The organism is Micromonospora sp. ALFpr18c, assembly GCF_008868155.1.
Lineage (GTDB): Bacteria > Actinomycetota > Actinomycetes > Mycobacteriales > Micromonosporaceae > Micromonospora.
This window is the reverse complement of sequence record NZ_WBKR01000043.1, coordinates 1-15,549: the sequence shown is the minus strand read 5'-3', so window position 1 is coordinate 15,549 and position 15,549 is coordinate 1. Positions and strand designations below refer to the sequence as shown.

Here is a 15,549-nt window from a genome sequence, read left to right as displayed (position 1 = left end):
TCGCTCTCCTCAGTGGACGTTCATCGCGTTGCTGACCTGGACGTCGACGTCGTCGGCGGCGATGCTGACCGTGCCGCCGCTGATGTTCACCGCGCCGTTGCCGGCGTCCAGGTCGATCCGGGTGGCGGTGATGGTGATCGAGCCGTCCTGCTTCATGACGATCGACGAACCGCCGGCGGCGTGCTCGATGGTGATGCTGTCGGCCTCGTCGGCGCGTTCCGGGCGTTGACCCCGGCCGTGCAGCTGCGCCCGGCCCACCCGCACGGTCAGCTCACCCAGCTCGATGACCCGGTTGCCGTCGGCGTCGGTGAGGTCGTGGGTCACCTTGCCGTCGTGGTCGGCGGGCACCACCGTGTCACCGATCGACGAGCGGCTGCTGCTGGCCACCCCGACCGGCAGCGACAACCACCAGTCCCCCGGTTCGGAGACCGGGGCGTGCCCGGTGGGCCAGAGCGCGCCCACCTCCACCGGGTCGTCCGGCGCGCCGTTGCGGTAGGCCAACGCCACCCTGGTGCCCGGGTAGCGGGGCAGGATCAGCCCGCAGCCGCCCCAGGCGAACGGGGTCAGGTAGGTCACGCCGGGCAGCGGCGCGGGCTGCTCCCGGCGTACCGGCAGGCGGCGGGCGCCGTTGGGCCGGCCGTCCGGCCGAGCGAGCCCCTCCCACACCGTCTCGGTCTGGGCGGGCGGCTCGACGGCGCCGCTGGCGTTGGTGGCCGCCGCGCGTACCTCGCCGATCTCCAGGCCACGCGTCTCGCCCCGGGCGGCCCGGGCCGCGCGGCGCACCGCCTCGGCGGCGGCCACCCCGGGCGACGACGCCGGGCCGGCCGGCTCGGCGGTGCCCACGCCGGAGGCGTCGCTCCAGCTGTCCCACGCCTGCGCGCCGGAGGTGACCTCGACGCCCTGCACCACCGTGACGAACCCGGCGGTACGCGACAGGGTGTGCCGTGCGGCGCTGAGGTAGAGCAGCGTCGCCCCCGCGCCCAGCTCCCCGGTCGACGGGGCGAACGGCGCCGCGAACGAGCCGAGCAGCGCCGCGCCGATGCTGCCCAGCGTGGTGGCCTCGTCGGTCGCCGGTGGGTCGAAACGCACCAGGTCGCCGGGCTTCAGGTCGGGGCGGCCCTTGAGGGTCAACGTCCACGCCCGGCGGCGTGGCGCGGCGGTGCCGCCGGCCTCGGTGGCCGCGTACGGGTCGGTGTCCTGGCCGCCGTTCTCGGTGCACTCCAGCAGGCCGGTGGCGAGGGTGAGCGGCTTCGGCTCCCCCTGCGGGTACGGGATCGGGCGTTTGCCGACGTGCACGGTGCCGTCGCGGATCAGCAGCATCCCCCGCCCGTACGCGTTGAGGGACTGTTGCAGCGCGCCACCGATGCGCTCCAGGGCGGCGCGGTAGAGCAGCCCGGTGCCGAAGGCGACCCGTTCGTCGCCGGCCGCCTCGGTGGCGCCGGAGGTCATCGTGCCGTCCGGGTTGGCGCCCCAGGTGGCGATGTCCACCCTGGTCCGTTGGGCGATGGCGCGGACCGCGGCGCTGAAGTTCGCCGCCTCGAACCGCTCGGCCACCCGCTGCCCGAGGCGCGCGTACGCCTGCTCGACGAGGGTCAGCTCGGTGTCGTACGTCCGTTCGCCGGTGAGCCGGCGCACCTTGGTCACCCGCAGTACGGCGACCAGCGCCTGGGTCAGTTCGGCCGGCGTCGGGCCGGCGTTGACGCCGACCAGGTTGGTGAAGAACGCGCCGACCGAGGTGTTGGCGTCCCGCCAGTACAGGTGCAGTTTCGCCACCAGCGGCGGTTGCCCCTCGGCGGTGCGCAGCGCGGCGAAGTGTTCGTCGATCAGCCCCTGCACGGTGATCGTGTACGCGCCGGGGCCGAGCCCGTCGGGCAGTGCCGCGTCGATGGCCGCGTAGTAGTCGGCGCTGGACAGGGTGAGCGCCGCGTCGGGGCTGATCCCGGTGCTGGTCTCCCGGTGCAGCGTCAGCGTCCAGCCGGCGTCGTTGCCGACCGCGCCCTGGCGTACCTGGCCGCTCTGGAACGGCGTGAGCGTCATCGCAGCACCCTCCGCATCTTCTTGTCGAGCAGGTAGCGGTAGCGCAGCTTGCCGGGGCCCAGCTCGGACTCGACGCGCTGCGCGGGTGGGCGTCGACGCCAGACGAACTCGTTGATCGGTGGCGGACCGAAGTGGTCCGCCGCGCGGTCGGCGGGCCGCCAGGCCAGGGTCAGCGACGAGCCGTAGTCGCCGGAGCCGCGGACCGTCCCGGCGTGCAGCAGCCAGGCGAGCACCACCACCTCGACGGCCACCGGTGCGGACGGCGTGACGCTCGACGGGCCGGCGTCGGGGCACACCCGGCGCAGGCCTGCGGCGAGGGGCACCGAGCCGAGGATCCGGGTGCCCTGGCGGACGACCAGGCGCAGCGGCACCCGACCGACCAGCGCGGGTGGCCGGGGCGTGGCCGCCGGTGCGGGTCGCGGGGCCAGGTCGTCGGCGGAGGTGCTGACCACCGCCAGGGGGTCGGTGGCGAGCCACTGCCGGGCCAGCCCGGTGGGCAGGATCAGCACGGCGTGCACGCCGGCGCCCAGCTCGACGCGGTGCGGCAGGCCGGCGGTGAGGCTCTGTCGCACCTCGGTGAACCCGTCGGGCACCTCGACGGGTGTCTCCGGTAGCAGGTAGCGGTCGATCGGGAACGGTGGCATCAGTTGCCCAACCCGTCGGCGAGCGCGCCGACTCCGATGCTGGCCACGTCGAGCAGCTTGCCGAGCAGGCTGGGACGGGGCACGTGGACGAGGGTGATGGTGGTGTCCAGGACGTCCCGGCGGGCGGCGGAGGCGCTGAAGGTCAGTGACTGCACCTGCATGTCGGTGCGGATGGTCATCGACGTGACGAGGATCAGCCCGCCGAACCGTCCGCCGGAGTACGCGGCGAGGGCGGTGCCGCGTTTGCTCGCCTCGGCCATCGTCTCCAGGGCGAACTTCCAGGCGTAGCGTTCCGCGCCGACGAGCACCCCGGTCAGCGTGATGGTGTCGTCGTGGGTGGCCACGATGGCCTTGTGCGCGGTGGAGCCGATCGGCGGCAGGTGGTAGGTCTGGGCGAGCGAGATGGCGGTGACGGCCCAGAGCGGGATCGGCAGCACCCCGTCGCTGATGATCGCCGACGGCACCGTGCCGTAGCGCATGAAGCTGCTGGTGATGGCCATGATCAGCGCCCTCCGGTGGGTGGCAGCGGCACCGGCGTACCGGTGGCTTCGACGGCCAGGCCCAGGTCGCGCAGCGCCTGGGTGATCTCGCGGACCTCGCCGGCGGCGCTGGTCACCCGCAGTCGCAGCCGGCGCTCCTGAAGTGCCGCGCTGATCCGGGCGGGCCGGGTGGACGCGGAGCCGCGCCGGTTGATCCGGTCGATCTCGGCGGCGGCGTCCTCCATCCGGGAGATCGCGTCCAGGATGCGCGGGTCGGGAGTGAAGCCGGGGTCGTCGCGGTGCAGTCGGGCGATGGCGTCGCGGAAGTCGGCCGCGTCGCGGCGCAGGTTGGTCACCAGGTTGTCGGTGAGCGCGCTGACCCCGCCGACGCTGGACGCGCGGTGCGACTTGTCGTCGATGAGCCAGACCCAGCCGTCGTGGCCGATGCCGACGAGGTCGGTGCCGGCGACCTTGACGTTGGCGTCCGGTCCCTTGAGGAACAGCTCGATGCTGCTCAGCGAGAAGGCGGCGCTGTACTCGCCGAGTACGCCCCGGCCGTAGGTGACCATGTCGTGGCGCAGGTAGGCGCGGAAGCCGGCGCTGTCGTCGGCGCGTCCGCCCCGCTCGCGGAAGCGCCGCCACAGGGTCGCCAGGGCCTCCGGGTTGTGCACGGCGAGCTGCTGGGTGAGCCAGACGTCACCGGTGCCGGCCACCAGCGCGCGCAGATCCGGGTCGGCGATGCGGGCGAGGGCCTGGGCGAGGCGGGCGTCGCCCATCTGCAGGCCGCGCGAGCGGGCCCGCCCGAGATCGTCCACGGCGGTGCGCAGCCGGGCCAGTTCGTCGGGGGTGAGCCGACCGCCGAGGCGGGTCTCCAGGTCCGCGACGGCCGCCCGCTTGCCGGCCTCGGACTCGGCGGCCACCGCGTGCCACAGCGCGGCCGGTTCCAGCTCGGCGGCACGGCGCAGCGCGGCCTGCCGGTCCGCCGGCATGGCCCGGAACGCGTCGCCGACGATCGCGGTGGGCTCGACGTGCCGGCCGGCCGCGCCGCCGCCGGCGTCGAAGTCGCGCAGCAGCGAGTCGGCGTACGCGGCGGCGCCGTCGGCCAGTCGCAGCGGCGCGTCGCCGACGATGCCCTCGCGGGGTCGGCTCAGCTCCCGCATCTCGGTGCTGAGCTGGTCGAAGTACTCGCCGAGGGTGGCCACCCGCACGCCCTCGGGCAGGGTGCCGCCCTCCAGCACGTGATCGAGGATGGCGGCGATGTTGTCCCGCAGCACGGCGATGCGTTCCAGCCGGTTGAGCGCGTTGCCCAGGTGCAGGTCACCGACGTCGTCGACGATGCGGCGGATGAGGTGCTCCAGCAGCCGACGCGAGCGGACCTCGCCGGCCTCGCTGTGCTCCGCGATGGTCCGCATGAACCGGCGCAGCCGGGGGTTCGCGTCGGCGGCGGCGTGCACGGCGGCGGCGTCGAGGAACCGGCCGGCACGGAACCGGCGCGGCCCGGTCACGGCCGCACCACCGGGACGCGCGGCCCACCGGTGGCGGCACCGGCGTGCTGCGAGTCCAGCACCATGAGGATGAACCGGGCACCCTCGGGGCCACCGACCGCGCCGCTGAGCATCGCCTCGCGCTCCACGTACGCCAGCACCGGCTCCATCAGCTTCTGCACCACCCGTTCCAGCACCTCGTTGAGCAGGATCTCGGTGAGGAACGCCTGGAGCAGGTCACGGGAGGCCGCCTCGATGATCTGGCGGGTGACCCGGCGGACCACGTACCCCCGGGCGGCGCGCAGCCCCGCGCGGACGCCGAAGCGCAGGGCGACCCGGCCGCCGCGCACGGCCGCGCCGCCGATCGTGCCGGCCTCGGGGATCAAGGACATGGCCAGCCCGAGGTACGCGGCGAACAGCTCGACCTCGACCTCGGTGCGGGTGAGCACCAGCTCCGGGTCGAGCAGGGATTCGTAGAGGCGGGCCCGCTGGTGGGCGTGTGCCACGTCGACGGCGGCGACGGCGACCCCGACGACGAAGCCCAGCGGTGGGCAGAGCACCGACAGCGCGATGATCCCGACCATGATGCCGATCCCGGTCAGCGCCTCCCGGCCCAGTTCGGTGTTGAACAGGCTGTCGGTGCCGGTGGCGTAGTACAGGTTGCCGCCGAAGAACTCGCCGATCTGCTGGTGGGTGACGAGGTGGATGCCCTGCAGGGCGAACTGTCCACCGGGGATGGTGGCCGACGGGATGTGCTCGCTGATCCGGCTGGACCGGAAGGCGAAGCGGGCGTCGGCGCGGGCGCGGCCGAGCATCTCGGTGTTGTTGCGCTGCATGTCGTGCAGCACCCGCCACAGCTCGTCGCGGATGGCCGAGCGGTCGCCGGCGAAGCGGGCCAGCACGTCGGGCACGTCGGTGATCTGCTTGACCAACGGGTCCACGCCCTCGGCCTCGCCGCGCTGGATGACCAGCGCCTGTTCGATCTCGGCGAGGGTCCAGAGCACCGCGTGCGAGTCGCGGATCCGCGTGGTGCCGTCCCGCTCGACGATCTCACCGGCCGCGCCGGGGCTGGTCAGCGTGGCCTCGGCGGCGAGGAACGCGGTGGAGATGGCACGGGCGGCCCCGTACCAGGCGGTCGACGGGTTGGCCATGCTGACGGTGGCGAGGGCGCCGCCGCCGACGTCGGTGTGCTCCTGGGTCCACCGGGCGGCCTCGTGGCGGCGTAGCCGTTCACGCAGGCCCTGCAGTTCGGCGTAGTCGGTGAGCTGGGAGACGATCAGCCGCTCGAAGATCGGCGCGTACCGCTCGAAGTTGGCGATCCGGGCGTTGATGCCGCTGCGGGAGCTGAGCAGCAGTTGCACCAGCATGGCCTGGCTGCCGACGATGAACAGCTGCCCGACGGCGCCCTTGACGGCCGGGCTGAGCGCCTGGACGAAGTGCAGGTTCCAGGACGCCGACGAGTCGATCCAGCCGCCGCGGATCCGGGCGAAGTGCTCGGGCTGGCGGTAGCGAGCCATGACCAGTCGGGCGAGATGGTCCAGGCGGGGCACGACCCCGGCCAGGTGGCGCAGGACCTGCACGGCGGGCGAGGCGACCGGCCGAAAGTCCAGCGGCCCGAGCCGGCCGGTGCCCTCCGGCACGGGCCGGGTGAACGCCTCCCGCTCGGCCGATCCGACCAGCAGGCTGATCGCCGCCGCTCGACCGCGCAGCACGGCGGCGGCCTGGAGGCAGAAGTTCGCCGGGTAGCGGCACGGCTCGCCCATCTGCAGCCGGAACGCGATGTCGTCCATGAGCCGGCGCAGCTCGTCGCCGTCCGGGCCGAGCGCGTCCAACTCCGGCTCGCCGTTGAGCGGGGCGCACGCGGGCATCGCGGAGTGTCCACCGGCCACGACGGGGAACCGGCTGCCCTCGACGCCGGCCGGCGCGCTCGGGCTGCTCGGGTCGAACACGAATCCGCCCCGGCGTCCCCCACCGGTGCCGTCGCCGGTGCCGCCGGCGCCACCACCCGGGCCGGTGCCCGTGCCGACGCCGGCGCCGCCCGGTCCACTGCCGGTGCCCGAGCCGGACCCGCCACCGCTGCCCGAGCCCGTGCCGGTGCCGTCGCCGATGCCCCCGCCCGCGGGCGCGTTCGGGTCCGCCGCGGTGGTCGGGTGCTGCTCCACGCTGATCGGCAGCAGGTTCGCCGTGCCGGTCCAGTGCAGGTTCTCCTCGGTTTCCGCGGTGCTCACCAGCAGCAGGGACACCCCGCCGACGCGGACGACCACCAGGCTGCTCGGTGTGGACCCGCCCACCGAGGCGAGGATCGCGTCGACCCGCCGGTTCACCTCCGCGTCGACGGCGCGCTCGAGCTGTGCCTCGTACTCCGCCACGCTGGTGGTCTCACCGCGCGGCTGGGCGGTCCGTAGGCGCTGCCGGATGTCGGCGCTGAGCTCGTCGTCCACCACCGCCACCAGGGCGACCCGGTCGGCGACCGGCCGGCGCTGCACAGTCCCGGGCTGCGGGCTGGGCACCCGCGCCTCCACCTCGAAATGCGGCTGCGGGGTGGCCCGGAACACCGTCTCGCCGAACGTGTCGAACGTCAGCACCGACAGTGGAGTCGTGGTCACCATGATCGCCCAGACCTGGCGTCCGTCGGAGCCGACCACCCGGGCGATGATCCCCTGGGGGGCGCCCGAGGGCAGACCACCGTGCTGGCGTACCGCCTCGCGGGCCAGCTCGGCGAAGTGACCGACCAGATACGTGGCCGGCCGCAGGAACCACTGGTAGGTCACCGGCGGCGGATCGTCGCCGTCCACCGGCACCTCGGCGGCGTCACCACCGTCGTCGTAGGACGGCACCCGGTAGACGGCCAGCAGGTGACGCATCCGAGACGCGTCGAACACCTCGCTCGGCGGCCGGCTCAGCGGCACGGCCACACCGGCGGGCAGCCCCGGATCGAGCCGCGCCGCGGTCACCACCTCGTCGACGCGCCGGCGCAGCCGGGCCTCGAACGCCCGCCGCTCGTCCGGGGACACCCCCGCCACCGCCGCGCCGGTCCAGCGGAACTCCGGTGCTTCGGTGCGTACCTCCAGGTAGCCGCCACGGGGCGCGACCACCTCGCGCCGGGAGCGTTCCAGGGCGCGCGTCAGGGCCGCGGCGAGCGCCTCGGTCACCACCTCCGGTCGCGCGGTCACCGACCGGGCGTCCAGCCGGATCCGCACCGGCACGTGCACCGAGATGGCCATTGTCAGGACCGCCCGTCCAGGTGCGCGGCGAGCCGGGCCAGCGCGAGGTCGGCGAGCGCGTCGGCGTCGAGGGCGCCGCCGGCCGCGACCACCTCGATCTCCACCGGGAAGTGGTACGCGATGACCGCGCGGTCGTCCTCGGCCACCTGCTCGGCCTCCGCCTCGCTGCCGGCCGCCGGCAGCACCAGCTCACCCGCGTGCACCAGGGCCAGCCCGGTACGGGTGACCCGGGCGGCACGGCCAGCACCGGTCGCCATCTGCTACCTCCGGTCAGTCGTGGGTGGGGTCACGGCAGGACGGACGGGTCGCCGGTCTTCGGGTCGACCGACGCGGCCAGGCTGAAGCCGCTGAAGGTCGCCGCCGGTGCGCCCGAGATGGTGGCCGTCGTCGGTGTCGCGCTGGTGATCAGGCAGTCCCGCAGCACGAACGACGAGAACGACCAGTCGTCGCCGGTGTGCTCCAGCAGCGCGATGTCGAACAGCTCGCCGTCGAGCGCCAGCTTGGTGAGCCGGCCGGCGACGTCCCCGATGGCCTTGACGGTCATCGTGAAGTTCATCGACACCGGCGCGTGGATGGCGCCCAGGTGGGTCACCTCGCACGAGTGCAGGGCCTCGACGTTGAGCGAGAAGGACGGGCTGAACGAGTCGATCGGGCTGATCAGCACGGTCTCGGTGCCCTTGGTGTACTGCACCGCGAGGCGGGTCTTCCACTCCATGGTCTGGTTCCTCCGGGTCAGAACTTGGCCACGAGCGTGACCAGCAGGCGGCTCACGGCCGGGCCGTACGTGACGGTGACGACCAGGTCGACGGTGCGGTCGGCCCGGGCGGCGGTGACGATCGAGGTGTCGGTGGCGGTACGGGCGACCTCGGGGATGCCGAGGATGTCCAGCACCGGGATCTCGATCTGGTAGTCGTCGATCACCGCCTGCCGCTTGAGCGGACCGAGGATGCCGTCCACCTGGGTCTTCAGCAGGGTCATCCCCGGCTTGGTGATCCGCGCGTCGCCGACCAGGCCGATCAGGCCGGCGCGCAGCATGAACTCGATCTGGTCGAGGGTGCGCACCAGGTCGACGTGCAGCAGGCTCGCGTCGGAGGTGAACAGCCGACCGTCGGCGAAGTGCAGGCTCTCCCCGGTGATCAGCGTGGGATCGATGATCGGCGTGAGGTTGGCCTCGGAGAGGCCCTTGATCTCCGCCGGGCTGTACTGCTTGGCCACCGGGATGGCCACCCCGCGGATCTTCTTCAGCACGATGCTGTGGTGCACCGGCAGCCCGGCCACGGCCGCCATCGCGGCGGTGGCCGCGTCGCCGTCCGCCCCCCGGGCGGCGATCATCACCATCCGGCTGGTGCTGCTCTTGAGCGGGTTCGCCGCGGTGGTGATGTCGGTGACGTAGGTCGGGCCCTTCTCGGTGGCCGGATTGACCATGGCGAAACCGATCCGCCGCTGGCCGGCCGCGGACATCGTCTCCACGTGCGCCTTGAGCGCGTGCAGCCCGGTGGGCGCGCCGGCGCCGGCCGGGTTGCCGACGGTCGACTCGTTGGCCAGCGACACCATGGTCACGTCGTCGGCGGCCTCCAGGCCGCTCAGCGCGGCGGCGTAGTCGTCGCCGGCCACCTTCACCCCGTACACCTTGGCCGGGCGCGGGTCCTGCAGGAACGCCAGTTCGAGGGAGTTGTAGAGGGCGTTGCGGACCACGCTGCCGGCCTGCCGGCGGGCGAAGTTGGTGACCGCGTCGTCCAGGGTCTCGATCCGGACCGGCGTGTTCGCCGGCGCCGAACCGCCGTCGGCCGTGGACGGCGCCTTGCCCACCACGGCGACGACGCCCGGCGAGCGCTGGGCCAGCGGCGCCGGTGGCGGCACGATCCGGACCTCGATGAACGGGAATGCTGCTGTCGGTGCCACGGGTCCTCCCGGACGAAGGTTGCTGCTCGGTCGATGGGCGGCTGCCGGCCGTTGCGGTGGTTGGGGCGGCTGCCGGCCGTTGCTCGTGCCGGCGGCCGGGCGTCTCAGGTCGGCAGGGCGGCGAGCCCGATGCCGCTGCCGGCTAGCCACTGGCCGGCCCGCGCGAAGCGGGCGGCCCGTTTCTGCGCGTCGGTGCCGGTGTCGCCGCCGGGCCAGCCGTCGTCGTCGAACGTCTCGATGGGCACCACCCAGACGGCGATCACCCGATGTCGTCGCCGGACGTCGTCCGGCGACGGCACGTCCAGGCCCAACTCCTCGGCGCGGGCCCGTACCAGACGGGTCTCGACGAGCAGGTCGGCCAGGGAGAAACCCTTGTCGCGGACCAGTACGGCGGCGGCGAACGGCAGCGGACGCGGGGTCGGCGGGGCCGCCGGCGCGGCGGCGTATCGCAGCTTCACGGTGGCCCCGGCGGCCTGCCCGCGCATCCGCGCCACCAGGTCACCGGCGTTCGCGGCGCCGACGCCGGCGAGCAGCCGGTCCAGGTGCGAGTCGGTGAACGCGGCCGGCTGGTGCAGTCCGGCGCGTAGCCGGGCCACCAGCCGGGTCCGGCGCTCGGTCTCCAGGGCCGCCGGGTCGGCCGGCAACGCGCCCAGCTCGGCGATGATCTGCGGGTCGACGTCGAACGCGGGTACCGCCACGTCGACGTCCTCGACCCGGTCCCGGGCCGTGCTGGTCCGCACCACCAGGCTGCCCCGCCACAGGGCGTCGATGCGCAGCGCCGAGCCGCCGAGACCGTGCAGGCGTACGCGCAGCTCGGTGCGGGTGGTGCCGCCGGAGCCCAGCCACTCCCCCTCCGCCACGGTCACCGGCGCGGCGGCGAAGCCGAGGGTCAGCTCGTCGAACACCGCCGCGTACGGTGGCGCGACCGGCATCGCCTCGGTGTCGTACGCGGCCTCGACCAGGTGGGCCAGCGACGCGTCGTCGAACACGGCGGCGCGGGTGCCCGGATCGGCCAACCGCACCAGCACCCCGTCGACGAAGTCCACCGCACCGGCCTCCTCGCTGCCCGCGCCGGTGCGTTCCGCCCGGCTCGGCACGAGGATCGCGAAGGAGCCGTCACCCGAGCGTCACCGCCACCGTCACCGTGCCCGCACGAGGCTCCGACTGTCGGGAACTGAGCACCGACACAGCCATCGGCCGCCGCCGGGGCGGGCGCGAGTCGACGCGGCAGGCGTGTCGTTCGTCAGCAGGGCGCGGCCTCGTCGAGGACGACGCGCATCGGGTGCGGGGCGGTGGCGGCCACGTCGCCGAGCACGGCGAGCAGCAGCGCGTACTGATCGGCCGGCTCGTCGACCAGCAGGTGGCCGGCGTCGGTGATCAGCAGGGTGAGCGGGCCGGCGTCGAGCCGGTCCCGCAGCACGTCGGAGAGGGCATCCCAGGTGTCCCCCAGGTACGCCGGCAGGGCCAGCGCGGCGGTCAGCGTGGCGAACAGACCGGCCCGGGTCCGGGTCGCCGCTGCGGGCAGCACCACCGCACCCGGCTCGTCGAGGTCGCCGTCGCGGCCGACGATCAGCCAAGCGCCCCTCCGACCATCGTCCCCGTCGACCATCGCGTACCTCCTGTTCTGACCCGGGGTGACCGCGCGGGGCCGGCCGCCACCGGCCGGCCCCGGTCGCTCAGAGCCGGTAGAAGTCGGTGTAGTGGTTGGGCGAGAACCAGGTCGCGCCGGTGCTGCGGTTCACCACGATCCGGTACGCGTCACGGGCCGCGCCCTGGGTACGCGGGTAGACGTCGTACTCGTAGTAGGTGGCGTTGGTGGGCAGTTGTCCCTCGTAGTTGTAGAACCGGCCGCCGGCGAAGTTGGACAGTCCGCCGCTCCACGAGTACCAGCCGCGGCTGGTCGGGAAGCCCTTCGCGGACCATCCGGAGCGGGCGGCGCGTGCGTCGGCGCAGCGGCTGATCGTGCAGGAGCTGTAGACCGCAGCCGAGGCGGAGTCGGTCAACCGGGGGGCCACCACGGACGGGCCGACCAGCGCGGCGGCGACCATGGTGAGCAGCAGGGCGAGAGTGGTGGTACGCCGGCGGATCGCGCCGAGCGTGGCCAGCGGGGACACGAGGGTGGACACAGGCTGCCTCCAGACCATTCGATCCATCGATCCGCTTCACTGTCGGATCGGACCCAGTCTCACCGCTACCGGTCGGCTCCGACACCCCTCGGCGGCCCAACTGCTCCACAATGCTCGGTGAACCCCGGATGATCCGCTCCCCCGGCCCGCCCGACCGGAAGGAGCACCAGCATGCCGATGCTCACCCACAGGTACGCGTTCACGCCGACGAACCCCACCGGCCCGGCCCAGCCGTTGCTGAACACCCAGACCAGCCCACTGCAGAGCACCACGTACGCGACGCCGGCGGCGTACAACCGTCGCCGCGCCACCCGATCCGAGGGCGGCCACGGCAGCGTCGACGCGACGAGCACCACCAGGCCCGGCACCAGCCACACCAGGTGGTGCACCCAGGTGACCGGGCTGAGCAGGCACGCGGCGACACCGGTCACCGCGAAGCCGGCCCGCTCGTCGCCCCGCCGCACCGCCCGGCGGACCCGCACCACCCACACCGCCAGCACGGCGACGACCAGCACCAGCCACAGTCGCCGGTCCGGGTGCGCCGGATCGAGCCGGGCGACCAGGCCGAGCAGCGACTGGTTCGCCACATACTCCAACCGTCCGACGCGCTCGGTGTCCCAGAGCGCCTCGGTGAAGAAGGTCCGGGTCGCCTGGGGGGCGAGCACGCCCGCGAGCACGGTCGCGCCGACCGCCGTGCCGACGGCCGTGCCCGCGGCCCGCCACCGCCCGGTGACCAGCAGATACCCGATGAAGACCGCCGGGGTGAGCTTGACCGCGGCGGCCAGCCCGGTCCCGATGCCGGCCAGTCGACTGCCCCGCTCCAACAACCACAGATCCAGGTAGACCAGCGCCACCAGCAGCAGGTTGACCTGCCCGAAGCTCACCGTGTCCCGTACCGGGTTCAGCCCGGCCAGCAGGCAGCACGTCAGCGCGAGCGCGTACCAGCGGCTCCACCCGTACCGCCGCGCCAGCGGGTCCACCAGCAGGTGCAGCAGGAACGCCACGGCCAGCGCGGTGAGCAGCAGGTGCGCCACGATCGTCGGATACCAGGCCAGCGCCGCCATCGGCAGCATGCTGAGCGCGGCGAACGGCGGATAGGTGAAGCCGTACCCGTTGTGGGTGGTCCACCCGTACAGGTCACCGCCGCGCGCCCAGTGCCCGACCGCGCCGTGGTAGACCCCGACGTCGAACCAGCCCCGATGCCCGGGCACCATCGCGATCACCACCGCGAGCACGGTCACCAGCCCGACCACCGTCGCCACCCGCAGCCGGGTCGCGCTCATCGCGCCACCTCCACCGGGGCGATCGGCCTCAGCAGGCGCAGCGAGCCGACCACCAGCAGCCCGAGCAGCACCCCGCCGACGGCCAGCGCCGCCTGCGCCGCGTCCGGGCCGAAACCGCTGGGCAGCGCCACGAACGCGAGCACCACCGCGCCGGACGCCGCCGCCGGCCGCGCCCACCCGTGCGGCGCCGACGCCGCGATCACCACCAGGCCCCACAGCGCGTACCACGGCCGGGTCGCCGGGCCCAGCAGCGCCGCCGCCACCAGCACCAGACCCAGCGCGTACGCCGGACCGAGCCGCCGCCGATGCCACCACGCGGCGACCGCCACGGCCAGTGCGGCGGCGACGCCCAGCGCGAGGCACAGCCGCATCGGGGCGTCGCCCAGGTGCAGGCCCAACCGTCCGGTCGTGCGCGACGCCACTCTGCCCAGCGCGCTGGAGACCGACCAACTGTGCCGGTACATCGGTGTGCCGAGGGCGCCGATCCACCCGTACCCGATGCCGGTGGCCCAGGTGACCACGGCGGCGGTGCCCACCGCGACGCCGGCGGTGCGCGCCACCGAGGCCGGCAGCGCCCGGTGCCGCGCGGCGAGCGACACGACGACCAGCAGCCCGACCACCGCCGGCACCTTGACCAGCGCGGCAAGGGTCACCAGCACCGTGGCCGCGCCGTAACGGTGCTCGAAGGCGAGACTGAGCCCCGCCACCAGCAGCCCCAGCATCACCGCCTCATTGTGCGCGCCGGCGACGAGATGCAGGGGGACGAGCGGGTTGAGCACCCCCAACCAGAGCGCGGCGGCCGGGTCGACGCCGCAGTGCCGGGCCAGCCGGGGCAGGTACACCAGCAGCAGCGCCACCCCGGCGAGCGCCACCACCCGCAACCCCAGCACGCCCAGCACCAGCGTGCCGCCGCTCGCACCGGTCACCACCGCCGCCAACGCGAGGAACACCGGTCCGTACGGCGCGGGCGTCTGCTGCCACATCTGCGGCACCTCGGCGGCCAGAGCCCCGCCGAGGTACGCGACACCGTGGCGGTACACGTCGACGTCGGCGAGCACCATGGCGCCCTGCGCGAGATAGCTGTACGCGTCGCGGCTGAACAACGGCGGCGCCACCAGCAACGGCCCCGCCCAGCACGCCAGCGTCACCGCCGCAGAACGCCGGCCGACCCCCTGCTCGGGTGGGTGCGGGTGCCGCCCGACCTCCGGCGGGTGCGGCTGTCGGCCGGCCCACCACCAGGCGGCGGTGAGCAGGGTCAGTCCGGCGTACCCGCACAGCAGCCCCGGCCCGGCGAGCTGCCGCAGCGCGCCCCACCAGGCGGCGTGCGCGCCGACCGGCAGCGCGCCGGCCGCCAGGCCCGCGGACGCCACCAGGGTGGCACCGGCTCCCCCGAGCAGCCGGTACGCGACGACGGTCGGCAGTGTGCGCACCCGGGCAGGATGTCGCCCCCGACTGACCGGCACACGACCGCTCGACGATCTTCAGGCGACGGCGCGGTGTCCTCCGGGTCGGCCCGTGCCGTGCCGGCGTGGCGACGGGCATATCGGTCACCGGTTGTTAGCGTGACGTGCGGATCCGTGACCGTGGAGGGGTGCCATGACGGACGCCCCCGATGGGAGGCCGAGACCCGCGGACCAGTGGCGACGTCGGGGCATCCGCGGGATGACCGTCGCCCGCGACGTGAGCGTCCGCGGTTGGCGGTGGTGGGCGCGAAGCTGGGACCGGCTGGTCGCCGCACTCCAGGACGAGGCACCCGTCGGCTCCGCGGCCGGCCCGACGCCCTCCGGCCCGCTCGTCGAACAGCGCGACGCGCCCCGACTGATCACGGTCCCCGCCCGGGGCTACGTGTACTCGTTCCACATCCGCGCCACGTTCGCCTGGTCGTCACCGGCGAGCCTGCGGTCCGAGGTGCTGAGCTGGTACGTGCAGTACTTCCAGCCCAACGCGATCCAACGGCTGACCCGGCTCGCCGCCGACGCCGCCCGGGACCTGCCGCCGCACCGGGCGGGCGATCTGGAGGTGGCGTTACAGCAGGCGCTCGCCGACGAACCGGAGTGGTCCTACGAGCGGGGCGAGGTCGTCATCACCTGCCGACCCGACGCCGCCGTCCGCCTCGACGAACGGATCATGCCGGCACTTCAGCCGCACGTCGACCGGATGGTCAAGCTGGAGTACCAGTTCGACGAGCAGCTACGCAAAGCCCGGTACGCCGAGGAGCTGAGTCGACGATGGATGGCCATCCTGAGCGACGACGCCGACGACCAGGACGTGGCCGACGCCCGGCACCACCTGCTCAACGCCCATCGCGAAGCCACAAGATGGATCACCGAACTCCTGCACCACCACGCCGAACCCCCCACCGACCAGGCA

General features: G+C 73.9%; 14 protein-coding genes. 1 reads left to right on the top strand and 13 read right to left on the bottom strand.

What is annotated here, in order from left to right:
• Nucleotides 1-9: 9 nt before the first annotated feature.
• The 13 genes from F8271_RS10915 to mptB all read right to left on the bottom strand — a co-directional run bounded on the left by F8271_RS10915 (nt 10) and on the right by mptB (nt 14,609).
• Nucleotides 10-2,037 (bottom strand): hypothetical protein, encoded by a 2,028-nt coding sequence (locus F8271_RS10915; RefSeq protein ID WP_151489584.1) that lies wholly within the window; start codon nt 2,035-2,037, stop codon nt 10-12.
• The gene (locus F8271_RS10910; protein ID WP_151489583.1) at nt 2,034-2,681 is read right to left on the bottom strand and encodes a hypothetical protein; all 648 of its coding nucleotides are present in this window, start codon (nt 2,679-2,681) and stop codon (nt 2,034-2,036) included. Before F8271_RS10910 ends, F8271_RS10915 begins: the two co-directional genes overlap by 4 nt.
• Nucleotides 2,681-3,181, bottom strand: coding sequence for a hypothetical protein (locus tag F8271_RS10905; RefSeq protein WP_151489582.1), 501 nt, complete (start codon nt 3,179-3,181; stop codon nt 2,681-2,683). Before F8271_RS10905 ends, F8271_RS10910 begins: the two co-directional genes overlap by 1 nt.
• Nucleotides 3,182-3,183: 2 nt before the next feature.
• A complete protein-coding gene (locus tag F8271_RS10900; RefSeq protein ID WP_151489581.1) occupies nt 3,184-4,665 on the bottom strand; it encodes a hypothetical protein in 1,482 nt (493 codons plus the stop codon).
• Nucleotides 4,662-7,868 (bottom strand): hypothetical protein, encoded by a 3,207-nt coding sequence (locus F8271_RS32345; protein ID WP_192580240.1) that lies wholly within the window; start codon nt 7,866-7,868, stop codon nt 4,662-4,664. Before F8271_RS32345 ends, F8271_RS10900 begins: the two co-directional genes overlap by 4 nt.
• Nucleotides 7,869-7,870: 2 nt before the next feature.
• Nucleotides 7,871-8,125: a hypothetical protein gene (locus F8271_RS10890; protein ID WP_151489580.1), complete on the bottom strand. Its 255-nt coding sequence runs from the start codon at nt 8,123-8,125 to the stop codon at nt 7,871-7,873.
• A 29-nt stretch (nt 8,126-8,154) separates the two neighbouring features.
• The gene (locus F8271_RS10885) at nt 8,155-8,583 is read right to left on the bottom strand and encodes a hypothetical protein (protein ID WP_007460824.1); all 429 of its coding nucleotides are present in this window, start codon (nt 8,581-8,583) and stop codon (nt 8,155-8,157) included.
• A 17-nt stretch (nt 8,584-8,600) separates the two neighbouring features.
• Entirely contained in the window at nt 8,601-9,770 is a 1,170-nt protein-coding gene (locus F8271_RS10880) for a hypothetical protein (RefSeq protein ID WP_151489579.1), read from the bottom strand.
• Nucleotides 9,771-9,874: 104 nt separating this feature from the next.
• Nucleotides 9,875-10,867, bottom strand: coding sequence for a hypothetical protein (locus tag F8271_RS10875; protein ID WP_151489578.1), 993 nt, complete (start codon nt 10,865-10,867; stop codon nt 9,875-9,877).
• A gap of 146 nt (nt 10,868-11,013) precedes the next feature.
• Complete coding sequence (locus tag F8271_RS10870) at nt 11,014-11,379, bottom strand: barstar family protein (RefSeq protein WP_151489577.1); 366 nt, start codon at nt 11,377-11,379, stop codon at nt 11,014-11,016.
• 67 nt (nt 11,380-11,446) lie between these two features.
• Nucleotides 11,447-11,896 (bottom strand): ribonuclease domain-containing protein, encoded by a 450-nt coding sequence (locus F8271_RS10865; RefSeq protein WP_225854410.1) that lies wholly within the window; start codon nt 11,894-11,896, stop codon nt 11,447-11,449.
• 65 nt (nt 11,897-11,961) lie between these two features.
• Nucleotides 11,962-13,179: a glycosyltransferase 87 family protein gene (locus F8271_RS10860; protein WP_151489576.1), complete on the bottom strand. Its 1,218-nt coding sequence runs from the start codon at nt 13,177-13,179 to the stop codon at nt 11,962-11,964.
• The gene (mptB, locus tag F8271_RS10855) at nt 13,176-14,609 is read right to left on the bottom strand and encodes a polyprenol phosphomannose-dependent alpha 1,6 mannosyltransferase MptB (RefSeq protein ID WP_151489575.1); all 1,434 of its coding nucleotides are present in this window, start codon (nt 14,607-14,609) and stop codon (nt 13,176-13,178) included. Before mptB ends, F8271_RS10860 begins: the two co-directional genes overlap by 4 nt.
• Nucleotides 14,610-14,841: 232 nt before the next feature.
• Between mptB and F8271_RS10850 the strand changes: the two genes are divergently transcribed.
• The coding region (locus F8271_RS10850) for a hypothetical protein (RefSeq protein WP_151489574.1) at nt 14,842-15,549 on the top strand (708 nt) is incomplete at its 3' end.

Excerpts from the sequence above, each read along its gene's own strand:
- F8271_RS10915 (WP_151489584.1), bottom strand. The coding sequence starts at position 2,037 with ATGACGCTCACGCCGTTCCAGAGCGGCCAGGTACGCCAGGGCGCGGTC.
- F8271_RS10910 (WP_151489583.1), bottom strand. The coding sequence starts at position 2,681 with ATGCCACCGTTCCCGATCGACCGCTACCTGCTACCGGAGACACCCGTC.
- F8271_RS10905 (WP_151489582.1), bottom strand. The coding sequence starts at position 3,181 with ATGGCCATCACCAGCAGCTTCATGCGCTACGGCACGGTGCCGTCGGCG.
- F8271_RS32345 (WP_192580240.1), bottom strand. The coding sequence starts at position 7,868 with ATGGCCATCTCGGTGCACGTGCCGGTGCGGATCCGGCTGGACGCCCGG.
- F8271_RS10890 (WP_151489580.1), bottom strand. The coding sequence starts at position 8,125 with ATGGCGACCGGTGCTGGCCGTGCCGCCCGGGTCACCCGTACCGGGCTG.
- F8271_RS10885 (WP_007460824.1), bottom strand. The coding sequence starts at position 8,583 with ATGGAGTGGAAGACCCGCCTCGCGGTGCAGTACACCAAGGGCACCGAG.
- F8271_RS10870 (WP_151489577.1), bottom strand. The coding sequence starts at position 11,379 with ATGGTCGACGGGGACGATGGTCGGAGGGGCGCTTGGCTGATCGTCGGC.
- F8271_RS10860 (WP_151489576.1), bottom strand. The coding sequence starts at position 13,179 with ATGAGCGCGACCCGGCTGCGGGTGGCGACGGTGGTCGGGCTGGTGACC.